Here is a 20,088-nt window from a genome sequence, read left to right on the forward strand (position 1 = left end):
CCCCTAACTTTAAGTAAAGGGAGACCACATGGGTCCCCCCTATACTCAAATGAATTATTTTACTGTTTTCATGAACTCTTCGAACTCAGCGTCAGTTGCTGGTGCAACTACCTCGCCGTCGATGATTTGTTGACGATACTCGTCAACTTTCGTAAGAACGTCAGCAGCAACGTTTTCTTCAGAAGTTGGCGCGATTCCTACACCTTCGTCTTTAAGAGAGAACTCAACGATTTCACCAGCTGGGAACTCCCCGTCCATTGCCATTTTCGAAACTTTAAGTGTAGCTGTATCTACACGTTTAACCATTGATGTAAGTGTGACGTTTTCTGGAAGTCCTTCTTCATACTGGTCACGGTCAACCCCGATAACCCAAACATCTTCGCCGTTCTTCTTACGGTTTTTCGCTTCTGTGAATACCCCTACACCCGTACCACCAGCTGCGTGATAAATGATGTCAGAACCAGAACCGTACATACCTGAAGCGATTGCTGTTCCTTTTTCAGCTGAGTTGAAGTCTTCAGCATATTTCACATCGATTGTCGCATCAGGGTTTACAGCCATTACACCAGCTTTAAATCCATTTTCAAACTTCTTGATCAAATCTGACTCTACCCCACCGATAAATCCAACTTTGTCAGTTGTAGTCGTAAGACCAGCAACAACACCTACGAGGAACGAACCTTCTTGTTCTTTAAAAGTGATTGAAGCAACGTTCGGAGCATCAACAACCATATCGACGATTGCAAAGTTGTTGTCAGGGAATTGTTCTGCAACTTTACCAATATCTTCTGCCATCAAGAAGCCGATTCCATAGATCAAGTTAAAGTTATCACGTGCCAATTGCTGTAAGTTCGGCTGATAGTCTGCTTGTTTTGCTGACTGAAGATATTTATATCCTTCGTTTTCAGTCAAGTCGTTTTCTTCACCGAATTTTTTCAACCCTTCCCATGCAGATTGGTTGAACGATTTGTCATCTACACCGCCGGTATCAGTAACCATCGCTACTTTGAAGTCGCTACCTTCTCCGCCTTCACCGTTTGTAGATGAGCCACCTTTGTTGTCATCGCCACCGCAAGCCGCGAGTACTGTAGAGAGTGTGAGTCCTGCTGCTAAAGCTGAGAGAATCGTTTTCTTTTTGTTCATCATCGTCGTGTTTCCCCTTTCGGTTCATAACAAATTTTGTTGTCATGTCATCAGTAGTCTTTACACCGGTATAAGAAAGCGCTTTCACGCTATTCCCCAAAAATAACCCTTTCCGTCAAAAAAATTGGTCGTTTTACACTCGTTTACGTACGACATGGAAATCGAATCGATCTGCTCGGAAAAAGTTGGCCGAATCGAGCAATGGTAAATCACTCTCATCGTAATGCAATTGCTTTAAAGCGAGTAACGGTTGGTCCGTCTGAAGTTGTGACGATATGTCAGAGCTGACGCTCGGCTCAATATGCGTAATCGCATACGCGACTCGACGTCCTACCTCTTTTTCAAGAGCATCAAACAATGACTTCCCTTCAGTCAATGTTTCAGGATTTGAGACGAGATGGGCCGGCACTTTATCGACACAATATACGACCGGTGTGTCATCCGCATATCGAATTCGAACAATTCGATAAATCGGTGAGTTCGGCTCAATCTTGAGACGATCGGCTTCTCTCTCTGTTGCCAACACCTTCTCGGCCACCAATACTTTCGTTCCTGGTGTCATCTTCGCACGCGTAATCATATCAGTGACACTGAATAACTCTTCAATTCCTGATGTAAACGGCGGCTTGGAACTGATAAATGTCCCTACCCCATGCTTTCGCACCACGAATTTCTCATCTTCGAGAATTCGGAGCGCCTCACGAAGTGTTGCTCGACTGACTCCAAGTTGTTTCGAAAGTTCGAATTCCGAAGGTAACTTTTCGCCTTCCCGATAGACACCAGCGTCGATATCTTGCTTAATTTTTTCAATTACTCGAAGATAGAGCAATCGATGATCGAGCTTAATCGACATTGGCCTCACCACCTTTAATTTACTTACCAGTGCTCAGACATCTGACGTATGAATGTCCTTGCCAATATTAAGTATAGGGATTCGAGAATTAGAACGCAATAGTTTTTGTTCGGAATCAGGGAAATATTTTTTTTAATCGTGTTGAACCGTACCACTGAGTCCATTTTACTCTTTTCTTTCATGTTTGAAAAAACTTTGTAAAATGAAAACGTTATTAAAATATGTAAGCGCTTCAAGGTTTTTTTAAAGTATGCATTATTAAATAATATAGGTCATATGTGCTATATTACATTTCTATTATAACGAACTTCTTTAATTATCGCTAATATTTCCGTATTCTATGTATACCATTAAAAAACGAACGATTATATATTAGTATATATAATCGTTCGTTTTTATTATTCTTCTCGTTCTTGAATGAACACTTTTCGAGGTTTCGAACCTTCTGACGGCCCCACGTAACCGGCTTCTTCAAGCGAATCGATCAATCGGGCAGCCCGATTATACCCGATTCGAAATCTTCGCTGAATCATCGATGTCGATGCCGTTTCCTGAGTGACAATGAATTGAACGACTTCTCCGAACAATGAATCATCCGAGTCGATTGTCGTCACTTCTTCCTCTTTCGGCATCATCGCTTCCACATACTGCGCTCGTTGCTGTGCGATGACATGATTGACGACCATCTCGACTTCTTGGTCGGAGACGAACGCTCCCTGAATACGGACAGGTTTGTTCATACCGTTCGCAAGCATCAGCATATCCCCACGTCCGAGCAATTTCTCTGCTCCCCCTCCGTCAAGAATAGTTCGCGAATCGGTTTGAGAAGAGACCGCAAATGCAATCCGTGATGGGATATTCGCCTTGATGACCCCAGTGATTACGTCAACCGATGGGCGCTGAGTAGCGAGAACCATATGAATACCTGCAGCCCTAGCCATTTGCGCAAGTCGCATAATCGCATCTTCGACATCATTTGATGCGACCATCATCAGGTCTGCTAGTTCATCGACGATAACGACGATGAACGGTAGACGTTTCGCATCTTCATCGTCTGATTGATTGACGAGTTCATTATACCCTTCAATGTTGCGTACCCCGTATCGACTGAATAGTTCATAACGTCGTTCCATCTCGGCAACTACCTGTTTTAGTGCCTGAGCGGCTTTCTTCGGGTCTGTGACAACCGGAGTCAATAAGTGAGGAACACCGTTATATACATTCAATTCGACCATTTTCGGGTCAATCATCATGAGTCGGACCTCATCAGGTCGAGAACGCATCAACAAGGATACGATCATGCCGTTGATACAAACTGATTTTCCTGAACCTGTTGATCCCGCGACGAGCAAATGCGGCATTTTGTTAAGTGAGATTCCGACGGTCTCCCCACTGATACTACGACCAAGAGCGACGAGCAATTTTGAATCGTCTTGTTTGATTGGATCTGCTTCAAGCACTTCTCGTAAGCACACCGGAGCGACTTCCTGGTTCGGTACTTCAATACCGATGGCCGCCTTCCCTGGGATCGGTGCCTCAATTCGGATATCTTTAGCAGCAAGTGCAAGTGCTAAATCATCACTTAACGAGGTGATTCGACTTACTTTCACACCAATATCTGGTTGTAACTCATATTTCGTAACGGTTGGTCCGAGATGAATCTTTAACACTTTGACTCCGACACCAAATGACTTTAGTGTTTTCACGAGTTTTGCCGCATTCTCTTTCAAGCGCGCATTTTCTCCCGATAAATCAGTGATTACCGGCTCCTTTAAGTTTGAAAAAGGAGGGAGTTCATAAGTATCTGAGACATCTTGAGCTGCAGTCATCATCATCTCTTCTGTCGTGCTGGATGCATCAGTTTCCGTAGATTGGGGTGTTTCCATTTCAGCATCTTTCTTTTCTGCCACAACTTTCTCGCTAAACCCAACAATCGGGATGTCATTCATCGTGACCGTGTCTGACTCTGATTCAGATGCTAACTCTCTTTCCGTATGTAACACCTTTTGATTTTGTTGTGCAGTACGTGTTCGATTCGAAGCTTGCTTCTTCTCAGTTTTTGGTCGTGCTTGCCATTCTTTCTTCACAGCTACAACGGATTCACTCATTCGATGGTACAGCTTGCCCCAAACTGTCGGCACATACAGAGATACTCCGACAACGAAGAACACGACGCCTAAAAAGACGAGACCAAAATCAGAAAACAAATATTGATTTAAATCATATAAAGCACCATTGACTCTACCACGCTCTTCTCCCCACAATAAGTCACCGAACAACAAGAGTGAGACGGTCATATTGAGTAAACCTGCTCGTTCCATCAGTCTCATTGAATTGAGCACGACCCATAAGATGACGGCTACCATCAAATAAGTAAGCGCACCCCAACCACCAAAAATATATTCGGACAGCTCGGACAACTGTTGTCCAATCCAGCCTAAATTAAAGAAGGCAAATACGAATGCAACGATGGAAAGAACAATAATTCCCCATCCGTATGTACGTGGCGCAATCGGATGTTTTTTTCGTTTTCTCGTATTTCGTGGCGCAGGTCGTTTACGCTTCACGGGAGTCTTTCTTGTTTTTTGTGCCACTATAGTCCCTCCTAAAAAAAGAAGGCAAAAGTCGGATGACTTTTGCCTCACTCACATTCCATTAAATCTCCATGATGATCGGCAAGATCATCGGACGACGTTTCGTCTGTTCAAACAAGAAGACGCTTAGTCGCTCGCGGATATTTGATTTCAATTCGGTCCAGTCACTGCCAGCTTGCAGACTCTTTTCAATCTGTTTCGTGACAATACGGTTTGCCTCTGAAATCATCTCTTCCGACTCTCGCATATACACGAATCCACGTGAGATGAGTTCAGGTCCTGAAATCAATTTCTTCTGTTTTCGATTCAATGTGACGACACAAAGGACAACTCCATCTTGTGACAATAATCGACGATCACGAAGAACGATGTTTCCGACATCGCCGACGCCGATTCCGTCAATCAAGACATTACCAGCAGGAACTTTTCGGCTCATCCGGGCTTTTCGACCTGTAAACTCAACGACATCACCTTTTTCAACGATGAAGATATTGTTTGATTTTACGCCTACTTGTTCAGCAAGTTTTGAGTGCGCCATTTGCATACGATATTCACCGTGAATCGGTAAGAAGTATTTCGGTTTGACGAGGTTGAGCATCAACTTCAACTCTTCTGCCGAACCGTGCCCTGATACGTGAACTTTACGTTGGTTGTAAATGACGTTCGCACCAGAGCGGAATAATAAATCAATCGTCTTCGAAACTGACTTCTCATTCCCGGGAATCGGAGTAGCGGCAATGACAACCGTATCGTTCAAACGAATGTTGACTTGTTTGTGCGCATTACGTGCCATACGAGTCAATGCTGCCATTGGCTCTCCTTGAGATCCCGTTGTTAAAATGACGACTTTATTATCCGGCAGTCGATTCACTTGCGACAATTCGACGAGTGTCTTCGCCTTGAAACGAAGGTAGTTTAATTTTTGAGCAACTTCGACGATATTGACCATACTACGACCTACAACCGCCACTTTACGGTCATTTGCTTCCGCTGCCGCGAATACTTGTTGCAAGCGATGGACGTTCGATGCGAACGATGCCACGATGACACGGCCTTCGGCTTGATAGATGACGTCGTTCAATTCAGCACCGACGAGCGATTCAGAACCAGTTTGTCCCGGTCGCTCTGCATTTGTCGAATCTGAAAGTAGAGCGAGAACCCCACGTTGTCCAATCGCCGCTAACTTGTTAAAGTCGGATTGCTTACCGTCGACCGGTGTATAATCAAACTTAAAATCTCCGGTATGGACGATTGCACCTTGAGATGTTTGAATACAAACACCGACACAGTCGGGAATCGAGTGATTGACGCGGAAGAATGTGATGAAATGATCAGCGATAGTCAATTTCGTTTTGGCGTCAATCATGCGAAGGTCGACTTCTTTTAACAAACCAGCCTCTTTTAATTTCAATTCAATCAACCCAAGAGTTAATTTCGTTCCGTATACCGGAACGTGCTTCAAATCGCGTAGCACGTAGCTGAGTCCACCGATATGGTCTTCGTGACCGTGTGTGATGAAAATTGCTCGTACGCGATCTTTGTTTTCTTTTAAATAGGTGATGTCTGGGATGACAATGTCAATCCCAAGCATCTCATCGCCTGGAAACATGAGTCCGGCATCGATGACGAAGATGTCGTCGTCTAGCTCCACGACGTACATGTTCTTCCCGATTTCGCCTACGCCTCCAAGCGCAAAGACGCTAATATTCTCTGTCTTCTTTTTAGACACTAACAAAAACCTCCTAATTGATTCATATTCTGTTTCGTCCCCTTATCGCTACTGAATATTGTAGCGGAAAACGGCTTCATTGCCAACATTTCCGTTCAATCTAATAGAGGCTTTAGTGCATCGGCAATCGGTACAACCGCTTCTTTGTCAGGTCGTTTCCCTGCGATAAGTTGTCGGATTGACAAGCCAAAGTCCATTTGGAGGTGAGGATAGTCCGGAAATGAGTTCCAGTCACCGCCCCATTCGAAGCCAAGCGCCTTCCCTAATTCCCCGAGTTCTTGCCAATCCGGTACATCATTTCGATTGCGGTCAGTGTTCAAATCATAGTCCGCCTTGTTGTTATGGATAATGACGAAATCAATCGCAAGTCCATAGTTATGATAACTTTGACCCGCTTTGGCATTCGTCACAACTTGTCCTGGTTCAGACCGACCTTGTGCATACAAAGTATTTTGTTCCTTCGCCGAGCGATATCCTGATGTGAGTCGTACTTCAAGGTCTAGACAAGATTGTGCTAATCGTATGAACGAGACTCCTCGATTCACGACTTGTGGATGTAAACGATCAAATTCAATCTTTGTCCTCGCTAACACGGCGTCCTCCGCCTCTTTGTTCCGCACACACATATCCGCCTCAAACGTAGGTTCGTCCACCCATGGTACCGGTTCAGGTTGCATATAAAAATAAGCTAGCGTAATTCCAATCAAGAAGGCGACCATCGCAAGTGATAACACACCTGTCCATCTCATCTTCTTAACCGTTTACGTAATCCTTTAAGGATTGGCAAACCTTTTTCGAGTGCCATATAGAAAGGACGATTTAAGACGAGATCAAATTCCCCGACCTTCTCAATCATGTCACTTCCCCATCCAGACTTGAAGGCATATAGACCTGCATATTCATCATTTGGGTCAGTACTTCCCGATACCCCACCGAAGTCATATCGCTCTGCACCGCTCTCCTTAGCTGCCTTCATCATTGTCCACTGCATCAAGTGGTTTGGCATGAATTCACGGAATTCATTGGATGAGGCACCGTATAAGTAATACGAGCGACGTCCTGCAAGTGTCAATAACCCACCCGACAAGACGATTCCATTCGGATATGTCTGGTCTAGTTCAACGAGCTCAGGTAACGCTTGTTCGGCTTTTTGAATTTGCGCTTCTGTCTGCTCTTTGCGATTAAGAAGGCTCGTTCGTTTCTTTTCGAGCGTCTCCTTCTCTAACCCCCGTTCGATTTTACTCAACTCTTTTTTCGCTTTTTCGAGTGTTGCTTGTTGCTGTTCAAGCGCAATTTTCGGCTCAAGTTTGGTTAAAAATAGACGGGCATCATTCGGTTGGAGACAATCATATAGGTTTTCAAAATAATCGAGACCTCGAGTGGCGAAACCATCACGCTCTCCTGTCACTTTCATCAGATTAGCGAACGTCTTGAGTCCATCACGATCGACTTCTGTACAGACAATGCCTTTCTTTTCAGCTAACCGAACATTATATCTGAACTTGTGGTGGAATTTCGCAAAAATATCTTTCTCGCTTGGACGTAAATCTGTTTCCATCGTGAAACGGGGCTGTGCGTAGTCAAATCCGCCACCATAGCCTTTATGTTTAAATCCAATCGCATCCATTTCCGTCAATAGACCAGGCATCTCGTCACGATCAATATTTGGGTCAATTTTAATCACGATGGCTTTATGTGCCGTCGCAACACGTTTTGCTTCATTCACAAGTGCTTGAAGAGATGCCAAGTCGTCATAGTCCACGACAAAACCACGAGGTGCATAACATAAAGTAAATGGTAATTTTGGAACACGTTTAAATAAAAGAAGTGCGGCACCGGTCGTCGCTCCATCACGCGCTACAGCGATGCGCTCTGATGTCCATCCATTTTGGCGCTTCACATCTCCCCAACTCGACAGTTGCAATAAATCACCACGGTCATGCGTTTTGACGAAGTCGTCATGTTCTTTTTCTGTCAACGTAATTGATTGTACTGCCATAAATCACGATTCCTCCGTATTCAAAATGGTTGCTCGGACAATCGCCTCTTCATCGAGCGGCAACTTTTCATTTCCGATAATCTGATACTTTTCATGCCCTTTTCCTGCTAATACGATGATATTATCCGCTTTGGCTAAACTTGCCGCATAACGAACTGCCTCTTCACGATCACCAATCTCGACATAACTGTCATGAGTCATTCCAGCCGCGATGCCGTTCGTGATGGATTCGTAAGCTTCGAAGCGTGGATCATCTGTCGTGATGATGACGGTTCCAGCGTAGGTCGATGCCATCTCACCCATCGCCGGGCGTTTCGTGACATCACGATTTCCACCGGTCCCAATTAAAAAGACAATCTTCTCTTTTGGTACGCCAACAAGGGACTTCAAACACTGTTCGATTCCATCTGGTGTATGCGCATAGTCTGCGTATACATTATAACCCGGGACGTCTAGGCGTTGCATTCGTCCTTTGGCAGGATGAATCGTTTCAAGTGCTTCAGCGATTCTCTCAAGCGAATATCCGGCAGCGAGAAGACAACCTGTCGCAAGCAACAGATTGTATACGTTGAACCGACCGATAAACTGTACGGTCACCGGGAGACGTATGCCTTGGTAGTTCAACACAAAACTCGTCTGAGAGAGCGTCTGTTCAATGTCCGATGCCATCAAGTCCGCTAGCGTATCGATTCCATATGTCAATACTTTAGCACCGGTCATCGTTTCGTAGAGCGCACTTTGGGCATCGTCTGCGTTCAAGACGGCTACTTTTCCCCGTGAAGCCATTTGACCGAGTTGTGCGAAAAGCAATCCTTTCGCACGCGCATAGTTTTCGAACGTACCATGAAAATCCAAGTGGTCATGCGTCAAATTTGTGAATCCTACGATGTCAAAATCCGTTCCGATGACACGACCGAGCTCAAGGCCGTGTGATGATACTTCCATCATGACATCAGTCACGCCTTCGTCACGCATTTGTGCAAGCAACTGTTGAAGCTCTGAACTTTGAGGCGTTGTATTTTTACTTGGAACAATGTTGTCATTAATACGTACTTCGACAGTTCCAATCAATCCGGTCGAGTGCCCAAGGACGTCAAGAACATCACGTAAGATCGTCGTCGTCGTTGTTTTCCCATTAGTTCCCGTAATCCCGAACAGTCGCATCTGTTCAGAGGGATACTGATAAAAAGCTGAAGCCAGTAGTCCGACTGAACGTGAGCTATCACGTACAATTAAGTTTGGAACCGTTAGCTCGAGTGGGCGTTCACTGACAACCGCTACCGCTCCTCGTTTCACCGCTTGCGCCGCGTATTCATGGCCATCGACCGTATAACCTTTGATGGCGACAAACAACGTTCCCGGAACCACTTCTCGCGAATCGGTCGTCACATGCGTCACTATGATGCCTTCAAGATTTGGTTGATTAATTAGTTGTATCGTCTTCACTAAATCCGTTAAGTTCAAGTCTTTCCCTTCTTTCACCTGTATCCTATCCACACTAAAGAATACCTCTTAATCAGTGTAGAGAACTTACAATTCGGTTTCAAGTCACCCTTCGTTTGGGAGGACATATGATTTCGCTGGTTGCTGTTGAAGCACTTCACGAATCAATGCATTGACCTCTTCGCCTTCGATGCGTTCCACTTTTTGAATCACGTGTTCAATCGGTTCAACTTCGTCAAGTAAGAGCAAGTTTCGTCCATTGCGATTCATACGTGCGCTCGAGCTTTCGTTTCCAAGCACGAGAGAACCTTTCAATTGCCGCTTACCTTTATCCACCTCTTCATCCGTCAATCCTTCTTCGACGAGTCGGGTTAACTCTCTTTCGAGAATGACTTCGACTTGCTTTAACGTATCGGATGATGTTCCGACATAGATGGTAAAGGTGCCATGATCAGCGAATGTCGTGTAGTAAGAGTAGATTGAATAGGCCAAGCCTTCCTCTTCACGAATCGACTGAAACAGTCTCGAGGACATCGTCGCGCCGATTGCGTTATTCATCAGTGCCAAGTGTGGTAACCGTTCATCCGTCGCTGAAATTGCTCCATAGTTCCAACATAGGTGCGCCTGTTCTGTTTCCTTCTGTTTTGTCACGGTATCATGGAATAGCTCCGGTTGATTGAGTTGTTTCGAAGATTCCCTAGAAGGGATGTTGGCAAACCTACCCTTCACGGCATCAATCAACTCATTGGATATATTCCCTGCAATCGAGACGACAATTTCTTCTGCTGTATAGCGTTCTTGCAAATAGTCAACGAGTTGGTCTCGTGTCAATCGATTGACACTCTCCTCCGTTCCAAGAATTGGTTGGGCGAGTAGGTCATCCCGATATGCCGCGATAGCCAGTAATTCGTGCACGAGATCTTCTGGCGTGTCTTCGTACATTTTAATTTCTTCCACGACGACACGTTTTTCTTTTTCGAGTTCGTTTTCGTCAAGCACCGACTCGAACAACATATCCGTCAACACATCAAGTGCCATGACCGCATGTTCATCGAGCGTCTTCACATAGAAACACGTATGGTCTTTCGAGGTGAAGGCGTTGACACTTCCACCAAGTTCATCGAAAAAAGAAGCAATCTCTTTTGCGTTTTTCGTTTTCGTTCCTTTGAACAACATATGCTCAATCAAATGGCTGATGCCGATATTTTCAAACGATTCCGTGCGTGTCCCGGCTTTAATAAACACACCGGTTGAAGTGCTGTGCGAACCCTCGATTGGTTCGATGATGATGCGTACACCGTTCTCTAGTGTCATCCATTCCATGTTCTCACTCCTATGAAAAAGGCCATCGCACCAAGACGATGGCCAGAATAATTAATTTGTCGAGCGCGGTGGACGACGGTCCCCGTCACGACGTGGCGGACGGCCTTCGCGAGGCGGACGGCTTTCACGTGCAGCCTTCCGTTTCGCTTCGTAAGCCTCACGCTCTTCAGGAGACAATCCTTCTAAGATGAGCGCTTTATGTGATGCGTTGACACGACCTTTATCATCGATTTCTGTGACTTTGACTTGAATCGTATCACCGAGTTTCACCACATCCTCGACGTTCGCAACACGCTCAAGGCTGAACTCTGAAACGTGTACGAGTGCATCTTTTCCTTTGAAGAGCTCGACGAATGCGCCAAACTTCTCGATGCGGCGAACCGTTGCGTCGAATACTTCCCCAACGACGACTTCGCGAACGATATCCCCAATCAATGACATGGCAAGATCGATCCCTTCCTGGTCGGTCGAGGCGATGAATACTGTACCATCTTGTTCAATGTCAATTTTGACACCAGTTTGATCGATGATGCTGTTGATCATTTTACCACCCGGTCCAATGACATCGCGGATTTTATCCGGATTGATTGTCATCGTCACAATCTTCGGTGCATATTTCGATAGTTGCGTACGTGGTGCATCTAACGTTTCAAGCATATGATCAAGAATGTGTAGACGACCAGCACGTGCCTGCTCAAGGGCTTCCTCTAAGATTTCGCGCGTGATTCCCGCAATCTTAATGTCCATTTGAAGAGCCGTGATTCCGTCTTTCGTTCCAGCAACTTTGAAGTCCATATCGCCGAGGTGATCTTCAAGTCCTTGAATATCTGTCAAGACCGTGTAGTGTTCACCTTCCATGATGAGACCCATGGCGATTCCAGCGACCGGCGCTTTGATCGGCACACCTGCATCCATCAAAGCGAGCGTCGATCCACAGATTGACGCCTGTGAACTCGAGCCATTTGATTCGAGTACTTCCGAAACGAGACGAATCGTGTACGGGAAGTCTGCTTCTTTCGGAATAATCGGCAGAAGTGCTCGTTCACCGAGTGCCCCGTGACCAATTTCACGACGACCTGGTGCGCGGACCGGACGTGCTTCTCCGACTGAGAACGGCGGGAAGTTATAGTGGTGCATAAAGCGCTTATTCTCTTCCAAACCGATTCCGTCGATGATTTGTGCGTCACCAATCACGCCAAGCGTTGCCACCGACATGACTTGCGTTTGACCGCGTGTGAAGAGACCCACACCATGTGCACGTGGCAATAAGCCAGTTTCTGATGCGAGCGGGCGGATGACTTCCGGGCGACGACCGTCCGGACGAACTTTGTCGACCGTAATCAAACGGCGGACTTCGTCTTTAACGAATTTGTTCAAAATGCCAGACACTTCTTTCAACTTGGCTGGTTCATCGGCGAGCGTCTCTCCATAGGCAGCTACGTATTTAGCGATCACTTCATTGATTGCTTCGTCACGTGCATGTTTTTCTTCGACTTGGACCGCGGCGTTGATTTCTGGACGAGCCGCCTCGAGTTCTTCTGTTAAGGCGTCATCAAATTTCGATACCGTGTATTCGAACTTCGGTTTCCCAACAGCCTCTACGATCTCTGATTGGAACGCAACTAGTTTCTTGATTTCTTCATGACCGAACAGAATTGACTCGAGCATGACGTCTTCCGGTACTTCGTTCGCGCCTGCTTCAACCATGTTGATCGCATCTGCCGTTCCGGCGACTTGGAGTTCGAGGTCCGTCTGTTCGAGCTGAGCTGTCGTCGGGTTAACGACGAACTCACCGTCAACACGTCCGACCGTCGCTCCAGCAATCGGGCCATCGAACGGGATGTCTGAAATCGAGAGTGCGATCGACGTACCGAGCATTCCCGCCATTTCAGCTGAACAATCCGGGTCGTTCGACATGACATAAATCATGACTTGAATATCATGACGGAATCCATCTGGGAAGAGTGGACGAATTGGACGATCGATGAGACGCGATGTCAAAATCGCGTTTTCACCTGGACGACCTTCACGGCGGAGGAATCCACCTGGAATTTTACCGACCGAGTAAAGTTTCTCCTCATAGTTGACCGTCAATGGGAAAAAGTCTAAATCTTTTGGTGCTTTTGAAGCTGTTACTGTCGCAAGGACGACCGTGTCACCATAGCGAACGAGCGCTGAGCCGTTTGCTTGCTTCGCAAGTTGACCGACCTCTACAGACAATGGGCGTCCGCCCCATTCTGTAGAGAATACTTGTTTCGTACCTAACATGTACATTCTCCTCTCAAACCTTATCTAGTTTATTATGTAACTCATTCCTACGAATGTCTAATCATTTTCTTTAAAAAGAAGAAACGGACTAGGACGTTGTCCCAGCCCGTTGAACAGTCTCGATCGATTAACGACGGAGACCGAGGCGTTGAATCAATTCACGGTAGCGCGTAACGTCCTTGTTACGAAGGTACGTAAGCAAGTTACGACGACGTCCAACCATTTTCAAGAGACCGCGACGTGAGTGGTGGTCTTTCTTGTGTGTACGAAGGTGGTCGTTCAATGTGTTGATTTGTTCAGTCAACACTGCCACTTGTACTTCCGGTGAACCAGTGTCACCTTGTTTTGTCGCGAAATCCGCGATAATTTCGTTTTTACGTTCTTTTGAGAGTGCCATTGCCTCTCCACCTCCATTTAATAAAAAATTGCCGCGTTGCCGAGCCGGCGTTGGTGAATCGTCCAGCCAAGCGAAACGGTGTACTTTGCGTACTTGACAAGGATAGCGTACCCGCCATATAAAGTCAAGATAGGATTGAACGGGCCGACACCTCATCTTGTTTGAGCTGTGCGACCAATGCATCCAAGCCATCAAACGCGCGTTCGTTACGAATAAATTGAATCCATTCGATTTCAATGACTTGCCCATATAAATCCTCTGAAAAATCAAACAGATGACTTTCGACGGAGACCGCTCCCGTCTCGTAAAACGTCGGGCGACGTCCAACATTTGTCATAGCATAGAACGTCCGACCATCTTGAAGCTTGACTCGTGTCGCATAAACACCTAGACGTGGCATGACATAAGAAGCATCCATCAAGACGTTCGCTGTTGGAAATCCAATTGTACGTCCTCTAGCATCTCCATGTATAACTTCACCACAGATGACATAGGGAGCACCAAGTAGTTCGTGGGCCGCTTCGACTTGCCCCTCTGCCAATAACTTACGGATTCGGGTTGAAGACACTTTTTCTCCATGCCTCGTCTGTTCTGTGACGACAGACGTTGTGAATTGATCACGCGCATGATAAGGCAGTGTCTCCATCGTCCCTTCTCCGAATTTGCCATACGAATAGTCAAATCCTGCCGTCACATGTACAGCCCCCGCGCCGATTAAATAGTCATCAACAAACTGTTGTGGAGAAAGTCCAGCCAATTCTTTAGTAAACGTTAAGACGAGACAACGTTCCACCCCGAGCGCTTCAATGCGTTTCAATTTTCGGGATAACGGCGTGATATAGCGCACTGCATCCGGTTTATTTGAGAGCACTTGCTTCGGATGTGGGTCGAACGTGACGACCGTCACCGGAAGGTTATGTTCAGCTGCCACACGTTTGGCATGTGAAATCACAGCTTGATGCCCTTTATGGACACCATCAAAAAAGCCGAGTACCATGACGGATGGATACGCGTCTGGTGTATCTGGATAAGTGAGATGTCTTGTTTCCATACTGTCAAAATTCCCCCTTAGTCGATGGCCAGCATGACCTCGACTGTAGCGTCTGTCGTTCCATCTTGTCTTCGATATAAAGCAAGAGGGATTCCTTCTTCATTATAGACAGTAAATAAATCAAATTCGAGCGAAATGCCGTTCAGTTTCCCACCGTTCCGAATATAATGTTCTCTATTCTTTGGAATTGTAATGGCCGGCCAACGCTTGATCACGTCCTCAAGCGGCACGACATGTGTCATTCGCTCCTCGACTGTGTCGAATGCTTGTAAGGCATCGAGCGATACCGCACCGCTTTCCTCGAACGACCCAGAGCTCGTGCGACGAAGTTCACTCATGTGGGCAGGGTAACCGAGCTTCTCCCCGATTTGTACAGCGAGCGTTCGAATATACGTCCCTTTCCCACAATCGATTTCCATTCGGAATCGGCACACACCGTCTTCAAACGTCAGCGCACTTGTGCGCTCCAAACGATGTATCTCGACCATGCGACGGGGACGTTCGACCGTTTGTCCTTTTCGCGCGTACTCATACAGTTTCTTCCCATTCACTTTGACCGCCGAGTAGTACGGTGGAACCTGTTCAATGGTCCCGATCAGTCGACTCATCACTTCATCGATTTGGTCTTCATCCAATTCGTTTTCTGCAATCAACTTCTGTTCAACGACCTCACCATGAGCGTCCTCAGTCATCGTCGCGGCCCCAATCGTCACTTCGGCCACATAACGTTTTCCTTCATCCGTCAAAAAACGGGAGAGTTTTGTCGCTCGTCCTAAACAGATGGGTAATACGCCCGTCACTTCCGGGTCAAGCGTACCCGTATGACCCACTTTTTTCGTATGAAACAATTTTCGTAATTTAAATACGCAGTCATGACTTGTCATGCCACGATCCTTATCGAGTACGAGCACTCCGTTCGGTTCCAATTTCATCCCTCCATATAAAAAAAGGGAGAACGACGTCTCCCCTTCTACTTATTGATCTTTGTTCAAATCACGAATCAATGAATCGATATGCGTACCATATGCGACTGATGAGTCGTATTCAAACGAGATTTCTGGTGTTTTCCGAAGACGGATGCGGTTCCCGATTTCGCGACGGATAAATCCTTTCGCTTTGTCGAGACCTGCTTGCGTTTCTGCTTTCACATCTTCCTCATCACCGAGCACCGTATAATAGACCGTTGCTTGCTGTAAGTCCCCCGTCACGTCAACGCTCGTGATTGTAGCGTTTTTAGTGCGCGGGTCACTGACTTCCCGTAACAAGACGTCTGTAATTTCTTTACGCATTTGCTCGGCGACACGTTGGGCACGAATATTCATACGTGATCCCTCCTCACATTATTTACGTTCGATTTCTTTCATGACGAACGCTTCGATGACATCCTCTACTTTGATGTCATCAAACTTCTCTACTTTAATCCCACACTCATACCCTGTCGCAACTTCTTTCACGTCATCTTTGTAGCGGCGAAGTGTATCGAGTTTACCTTCGTACACGACGATTCCGTTACGAATGACACGGACACCTGCGTCACGTGTGATTTTACCTTCTGTCACATAACAACCTGCAATCGTACCGACTTTCGATACTTTGAAGACATCACGGACTTCAACTTGACCAGTGATTTCTTCGATGAATTCTGGATCAAGCATACCTTTCATCGCGCTCTCAATTTCTTCAATCGCGTTGTAAATGATGCGGTGAAGACGCATTTCAACATTTTCCTGTTCAGCCATTGAACGGGCGTTTCCGTCAGGACGGACGTTGAATCCGATAATCACGGCGTTTGCCGCTGATGCGAGGATCACGTCACCTTCTGTGATTGCACCGACACCTTGGTGGACGATATTGACTTTGACACCTTCTACATCAATTTTGCGGAGTGACCCAGCCAATGCTTCTGCTGAACCTTGAACGTCCGCTTTGATGATCACGTTCAAATCTTTCACTTCACCTTCTTGAATGCGGTTGAACAAGTCATCAAGACTTACTTTCGCTGATTCACGGCGCTGTGACTCGAGGTAACGTTGGTAACGTTTCTCTCCGATTGCACGTGCTTTTTTCTCATCTTCAAAGACGATGAACTGGTCACCGGCTTGTGGAACATCGTTCAAACCTGTGATTTCAATCGGCGTTGATGGACCGACTTGTTTCACACGTCGGCCAATATCGTTGACCATTGCCCGTACTCGACCGAACGTGCTACCGACGACGATTGGATCTCCGATGCGAAGCGTACCGTGTTGAACGAGCAGTGTAGCGACCGGTCCGCGTCCTTTATCGAGTTTTGCTTCGATGACTGAACCACGAGCTGGCATTTCAGGTGTTGACTTGTACTCTTCAACTTCAGATACGAGGAGAATCATCTCGAGCAACTCGTCAATTCCTTCGCCTTTAATCGCAGAAATTGGAACGAAGATCGTTTCGCCACCCCACTCTTCGGGAATGAGACCGAACTCTGTCAATTCTTGTTTGACACGGTCAGGGTTTGCGCCTTCTTTATCCATTTTGTTCACCGCAACGATGATTGGAACGTTCGCCGCTTTCGCGTGTGAGATTGCTTCTTCTGTCTGTGGCATGACGCCATCGTCAGCAGCTACGACGATGATGGCGATATCTGTCACTTCCGCACCGCGGGCACGCATCGTTGTGAACGCCGCGTGACCTGGTGTATCAAGGAATGTGATTTTCTTATCGTTAACAGAAACCTGATACGCCCCGATATGTTGCGTGATTCCACCAGCTTCTCCTGCTACGACTTTCGTGTTGCGAATCGAGTCAAGAAGCGTTGTTTTCCCGTGGTCAACGTGACCCATGATTGTAACGACAGCCGGGCGCTCTTCAAGAGCATATTGCGAGAAGTCAACCTCAACTGTTTCAAAGTCTGTCTCATCTACGACAACTTCTTTTTCGACTTCATAACCGAACTCCGTTGCGAGTAACTCAATTGTCTCGTCATCGAGCGTTTGGTTAATCGTAGCCATCACACCAAGCCCCATCAATTTCATGATGATTTCGTTCGGCTTTTTGTTCATTTTTTCTGCAAGATCTGAAACGCTGAGTACATCTTCATATTTGATGACGTTACCCATCTCGGCCTCTTGCGCGAGTCGAGCCGCTTTCCGTTGGCTCGTCTTCGAGTTTGGATCGGCTTCTTGTGGGATGGCAGCTTTTACTGGCTTGCCTTTGCCTTTCCCTTTTCCACGTTTTTTATTGCGTGGGTCGTTGTAACGGTTTTGACCACCACGATTGTTTTGACCGCCACGGTTTTGTTGCCCCGCTTGAGGACGTGCTTTTGGAGCTTCTTTTTTCTCTTGCTTCGGTTCGTTCGAAGTTGAAGCCGGTTTTGATTCAGCTTGTTTCTCGGCACGATATTTCTCAGGATTGAACACTCGGTCTAACTGTTTTACCGTTTCCTCATCGAGGACGGCCATGTGATTTTTCACCGATTTGTTCAATTTTTCTAATTGAGTAATGACTTGTTTACTCGTTACATTCTGTTCTTTTGCAAATTCATAGACGCGTTTTCCCAAAGCATCCACCTCCATTAATAGTTAAGAGAGAAGTTGCTTAAGCTTGTTCGCAAATCCGGATTCCGTGACCGATACGACGACACGCATATCTTTACCAAGTGCAGCGCCGATTGTGTAGCGATCGCTCACTTCAATCAATGGCACTTGATAAGACGCACACTTGTCAGAGACTCGTTTTTTCGTCGAGTCCCCTGCATCTCCGGCTAGAATGACGAGCTTGGCACGGCCCGCTCGGACATCCTTCAATACAAACTCTTCTCCCATCGTTACTTTCCTCGCTCGAGCAGCAAGGCCTAACAATGATTCCCACTGACTCATGATTCGTCACCTGCGACAGTTTTCAACTGTTCATACAAGTCATCGTTCGTCTTTACTTTCAAGTGATGGTCGAGCGTCCGTTTTTTCTCTGCTTGACGAACAACATCGATATCTTTTGATAAGTAAGCCCCACGACCGTTCACTTTGCCCGTCTGATCGATGACTACGTCACCTTCAGGCGTTCGAACGACACGAATCAATTCTTTTTTCGGGAGCATTTCTTGTGTGACCACACACTTACGCAAAGGAAGTTTCTTTTGCTTCATGGTCATTCCTCTTCTTTCACCGCAGTCGTTTCAACTGTAGCATTTGATAAGTCTTGTTCAACTTCATTTTGAACAATTTCTGATTCGGATTCAACTTTTTCAGCGAACGTATCGAACAAGTCGAGTGCTTCCGCATCCGTTTCACTCTTAATGTCGATTTTCCATCCTGTCAATTTCGCAGCAAGGCGTGCGTTCTGCCCACGTTTCCCGATTGCGAGAGACAATTGATAATCTGGTACGACGACCGTTGTTGATTTCGCCGGTTCATTGACATATACGGCAACGACTTGAGCCGGGCTAAGTGCATTACGGACAAACTCTTTTGGGTCTTCAGACCAGCGAACGATATCAATTTTCTCACCGTTCAACTCATCGACAATCGTTTGGACACGCTGTCCTTTCGGTCCAACACACGCCCCGACCGGATCGACGATTTCCGAATGAACAGCGATTTTCGAACGGTCACCTGCTTCACGCGATACAGACATGACGTCGACTGTCCCGTTTGAAATCTCAGGCACTTCAAGTTCAAATAGACGGCGCAAAAGTCCAGGATGCGTACGTGATACTTGAATCGCTGCACCAGATCCTTTTGTCGTCGAATCAACTTTTGTAACGTATACTTTAATTCGGTCATGAATCTGGTATGACTCATTTGGCATCTGTTCATTCGGTGTAAGGACCGCTTCAATGTTGTTTTCTAAACCGATATACAAGTTGCGCGGGTCAAAACGTTCCACGATTCCAGTCATGATTTCGTCTTCTTTGTCCGCGAAGTGGTTGTAGATGCGTTCGCGTTCGGCTTCACGCATTTTTTGTGTAACCACTTGTTTTGCTGTCATCGCTGCGACACGTCCGAAATCACTTGGTGTGACTTCTTCTTTATGAAAATCACCAAGCTCATAGTTCGGATCGATTTCGTGTGCCTCTTCGAGTGAGAGCTGTTGATCTGGTTGTGTGAGTCGCTCTACGACTTCTAGTAGTGCGTAGACACGGATATCTCCCGTAACCTGGTCGAACTCGACTTTCACGTGCTCATTCGGATTCGCCACGTTGCGACGATATGCAGAAATGAGCGCTTGTTCGAGTGCTTCGATAATAATATTTTTGTCGATTCCTTTTTCTTTGGCTATCTGATCGATTGTAGTGAGTAATTGTGGACCCATCT

General features: G+C 46.3%; 17 protein-coding genes. All 17 read right to left on the reverse strand.

Annotation, left to right across the window (positions count from 1 at the left end; translation table 11 throughout):
* Positions 1-54: 54 nt before the first annotated feature.
* Entirely contained in the window at positions 55-1,143 is a 1,089-nt protein-coding gene (locus KNO76_RS00765; RefSeq protein WP_214882002.1) for a BMP family lipoprotein, read from the reverse strand.
* Between the two features lie 133 nt (positions 1,144-1,276).
* On the reverse strand, positions 1,277-1,996 hold the full coding sequence (locus KNO76_RS00770; protein WP_026826198.1) for a GntR family transcriptional regulator: 720 nt from the start codon (positions 1,994-1,996) through the stop codon (positions 1,277-1,279).
* A gap of 398 nt (positions 1,997-2,394) precedes the next feature.
* Positions 2,395-4,590 carry a DNA translocase FtsK gene (locus tag KNO76_RS14125; protein WP_214881499.1) on the reverse strand — a complete coding sequence of 732 codons (2,196 nt, stop codon included), beginning with the start codon at positions 4,588-4,590 and terminating at the stop codon, positions 2,395-2,397.
* 61 nt (positions 4,591-4,651) lie between these two features.
* On the reverse strand, positions 4,652-6,319 hold the full coding sequence (locus tag KNO76_RS00780) for a ribonuclease J (protein WP_026826200.1): 1,668 nt from the start codon (positions 6,317-6,319) through the stop codon (positions 4,652-4,654).
* 95 nt (positions 6,320-6,414) lie between these two features.
* Entirely contained in the window at positions 6,415-7,068 is a 654-nt protein-coding gene (locus tag KNO76_RS00785; RefSeq protein WP_214702227.1) for a M15 family metallopeptidase, read from the reverse strand.
* Entirely contained in the window at positions 7,065-8,318 is a 1,254-nt protein-coding gene (locus KNO76_RS00790) for a lipid II:glycine glycyltransferase FemX (RefSeq protein WP_026826202.1), read from the reverse strand. Before KNO76_RS00790 ends, KNO76_RS00785 begins: the two co-directional genes overlap by 4 nt.
* A 3-nt stretch (positions 8,319-8,321) precedes the next feature.
* Positions 8,322-9,815 carry a UDP-N-acetylmuramoyl-L-alanyl-D-glutamate--2,6-diaminopimelate ligase gene (locus tag KNO76_RS00795; protein WP_235181849.1) on the reverse strand — a complete coding sequence of 498 codons (1,494 nt, stop codon included), beginning with the start codon at positions 9,813-9,815 and terminating at the stop codon, positions 8,322-8,324.
* A 51-nt stretch (positions 9,816-9,866) separates the two neighbouring features.
* Positions 9,867-11,084: a M16 family metallopeptidase gene (locus tag KNO76_RS00800; RefSeq protein WP_214797886.1), complete on the reverse strand. Its 1,218-nt coding sequence runs from the start codon at positions 11,082-11,084 to the stop codon at positions 9,867-9,869.
* 51 nt (positions 11,085-11,135) lie between these two features.
* Complete coding sequence (gene pnp / locus KNO76_RS00805) at positions 11,136-13,352, reverse strand: polyribonucleotide nucleotidyltransferase (protein WP_214881503.1); 2,217 nt, start codon at positions 13,350-13,352, stop codon at positions 11,136-11,138.
* Between the two features lie 127 nt (positions 13,353-13,479).
* Positions 13,480-13,749 carry a 30S ribosomal protein S15 gene (rpsO, locus tag KNO76_RS00810; RefSeq protein ID WP_026826206.1) on the reverse strand — a complete coding sequence of 90 codons (270 nt, stop codon included), beginning with the start codon at positions 13,747-13,749 and terminating at the stop codon, positions 13,480-13,482.
* Positions 13,750-13,873: 124 nt separating this feature from the next.
* Positions 13,874-14,800, reverse strand: coding sequence for a bifunctional riboflavin kinase/FAD synthetase (locus KNO76_RS00815; RefSeq protein WP_026826207.1), 927 nt, complete (start codon positions 14,798-14,800; stop codon positions 13,874-13,876).
* A gap of 17 nt (positions 14,801-14,817) precedes the next feature.
* On the reverse strand, positions 14,818-15,732 hold the full coding sequence (gene truB / locus KNO76_RS00820; protein WP_251127828.1) for a tRNA pseudouridine(55) synthase TruB: 915 nt from the start codon (positions 15,730-15,732) through the stop codon (positions 14,818-14,820).
* Positions 15,733-15,774: 42 nt separating this feature from the next.
* Entirely contained in the window at positions 15,775-16,122 is a 348-nt protein-coding gene (gene rbfA, locus KNO76_RS00825) for a 30S ribosome-binding factor RbfA (protein ID WP_026826209.1), read from the reverse strand.
* Between the two features lie 18 nt (positions 16,123-16,140).
* Positions 16,141-18,336, reverse strand: a complete 2,196-nt coding sequence (gene infB / locus KNO76_RS00830; protein ID WP_214881510.1) for a translation initiation factor IF-2 — start codon at positions 18,334-18,336, stop codon at positions 16,141-16,143.
* Between the two features lie 21 nt (positions 18,337-18,357).
* Positions 18,358-18,654, reverse strand: coding sequence for a YlxQ family RNA-binding protein (locus KNO76_RS00835; protein WP_214881512.1), 297 nt, complete (start codon positions 18,652-18,654; stop codon positions 18,358-18,360).
* The gene (rnpM, locus tag KNO76_RS00840; protein WP_200868282.1) at positions 18,651-18,926 is read right to left on the reverse strand and encodes an RNase P modulator RnpM; all 276 of its coding nucleotides are present in this window, start codon (positions 18,924-18,926) and stop codon (positions 18,651-18,653) included. Before rnpM ends, KNO76_RS00835 begins: the two co-directional genes overlap by 4 nt.
* Positions 18,923-20,086, reverse strand: a complete 1,164-nt coding sequence (nusA, locus tag KNO76_RS00845; RefSeq protein ID WP_214881516.1) for a transcription termination factor NusA — start codon at positions 20,084-20,086, stop codon at positions 18,923-18,925. The genes rnpM and nusA overlap by 4 nt, the downstream gene beginning before the upstream one ends.
* Positions 20,087-20,088: the final 2 nt, after the last annotated feature.

It is taken from the genome of Exiguobacterium sp. s101 (assembly GCF_018617835.1).
Lineage (GTDB): Bacteria > Bacillota > Bacilli > Exiguobacteriales > Exiguobacteriaceae > Exiguobacterium > Exiguobacterium marinum.